General features: G+C 59.8%; 1 protein-coding gene. It reads right to left on the reverse strand.

What is annotated here, in order from left to right; translation table 11 throughout:
* The coding region (locus tag NKI10_RS30815) for a Ulp1 family isopeptidase (RefSeq protein ID WP_352862608.1) at nt 1-1,726 on the reverse strand (1,726 nt) is incomplete at its 3' end.
* Nucleotides 1,727-1,760 lie beyond the last annotated feature (34 nt).

Below are 1,760 nucleotides of genomic sequence, written 5' to 3' on the forward strand. Positions count from 1 at the left end.
CGTCTTCATTAGCTTTCCCAGGGGGGAGATACTCTGGCCAACTGTATTCCTCCTGCGGCCCGCTGTGCTGCGCAGCGGCGTCCCCCTTGCTCTTAAGACTTTGAAATTTAAATGGGTCCCCGGGAGCAACGTCTGGCGCTGACTGGCCGAGCCGCTTGATCTGCTGGTGAAACGTCCCAACGGGGCTTTCCTTAACCGCGTCTCGGGCCTTTCGGTCCATGAGTTCAAAGTTCGTGAGATTATTTGTCGTTCCGAATGTATCGTCACCCCTGAGGCGGGTTTGTAGTGCCTGCCGATTGACGACGAGGTTGTTGAGGTTCAGGTTATCTGGCTGCGATTGCAATCGCCCAACCAGCGCCCGCGTGCCGTCCACCACGTAGACTCCGCAATCCACCCCGTTGCTCTGCTGGGCGATGCGGGATACGCCCACGCGGGTCTCCAGGCTGGCGCCCAGATTTTCTGCGAGCTCTTTTGCAAGCGTGTCATTGCATCCGTTGTAGGAGTCATAATGATAGGCAACCGGCCGCTCCCGGTCGCTGCGATCAACGAACAGCAGCGACCAATGGGTGCCGCGCTCCTCACGAGTCGTACCGGCATCGCTCACTGGCACGAACAGGAAGTCGGCTGTGTCGTTACCGTTCTTATGGACGATGCGCTGGAATGCGCTTAGCATGACGCTCTTGGAGCCCAAGCGCAGATGATAATTGGCTACGAGGGGATCCACGAACCGCGTCCGGGCGGCGAGATCTGGATTGTTCCCCTGCAACTCCTGCTCCAGGAGCTGGTAATCCCTCTGGATATGTTCGTCGCCTAGCCATTCCAATGCGCCGAGCACCCGCCCGTCTTTAGCTTTCCCAGGGGGCTTCTCTGGCCGACCCAATGCCTCCTGCGGCCCGCTTCGCTGCGCAGCGGCGTCCCCAATGGCACGAGCCTCCATGCCGACTGCGTCTTCCGGACGAGCAGCAAGGGCAATTTCGCGCCCGAGTGCGAACTTCCGGAGATGAGCTAGTGCACTGATCCTCCGGTTACCACCGGAGTTCACATAGCGCTTGGCATCTTCATCCAGCGACCCCTCGTGAAGCCGATCCGCAATCCCCGGCTTTTTGTTTTCATGCAGGTATTCACTGAAACGTATAAGAGTAGATCCATAGACCTGAATGGTACCGCGATTCGGCCCGGTCGCAGGCGCTTCTTTGTACTCTTTGATGAGAGCCGCTGTGTAATCTCTGATGAGCGCGGCGTCGGCAGGGTAGGGATTCCGGACAGGGCGGTCCACCACTGGCGCTCCGCCCGCCAACGTCTTGAGACGACCCAGTGCTCTGACGATCGAGGGGCCACCACCCCAGATCTCGTACTCCTTGCGATCCCGATCCAGCGACGAATCGTCAAGCCGAGCAGCAAATCCCGGCCTGTTATTGTCAAAGAGCCAACGACCAAAGCCGAGAAGAGAATTTACATGGCGCTTGACCGTGATCTCCCCGATCTTACCGGCATAGAGTGCTGACCTCAGCCCTTCGACAACGGTCGCATCGTTGGAATAGAGGGGACCCTTGTTGCGACCGGAGACCCCTATTGGAGGATCTGGCTGCACCGCCGCCGGCACAGAACGAGCATGGTCACGCAACTCGACCCCTGCGGGGGGATTCAGATCAACCACTGACGAATCCGGCGCATGATGATGGCGCGCCGTTGAGTGACCCGGCTGCAGCACCGAGGCACCCAGCATCGACCCACTGCCTCCGGCGTAGGGCGCCGCGGCG

The organism is Mesorhizobium sp. M0802 (assembly GCF_040320115.1).
In the GTDB taxonomy this organism is placed as follows: domain Bacteria; phylum Pseudomonadota; class Alphaproteobacteria; order Rhizobiales; family Rhizobiaceae; genus Mesorhizobium.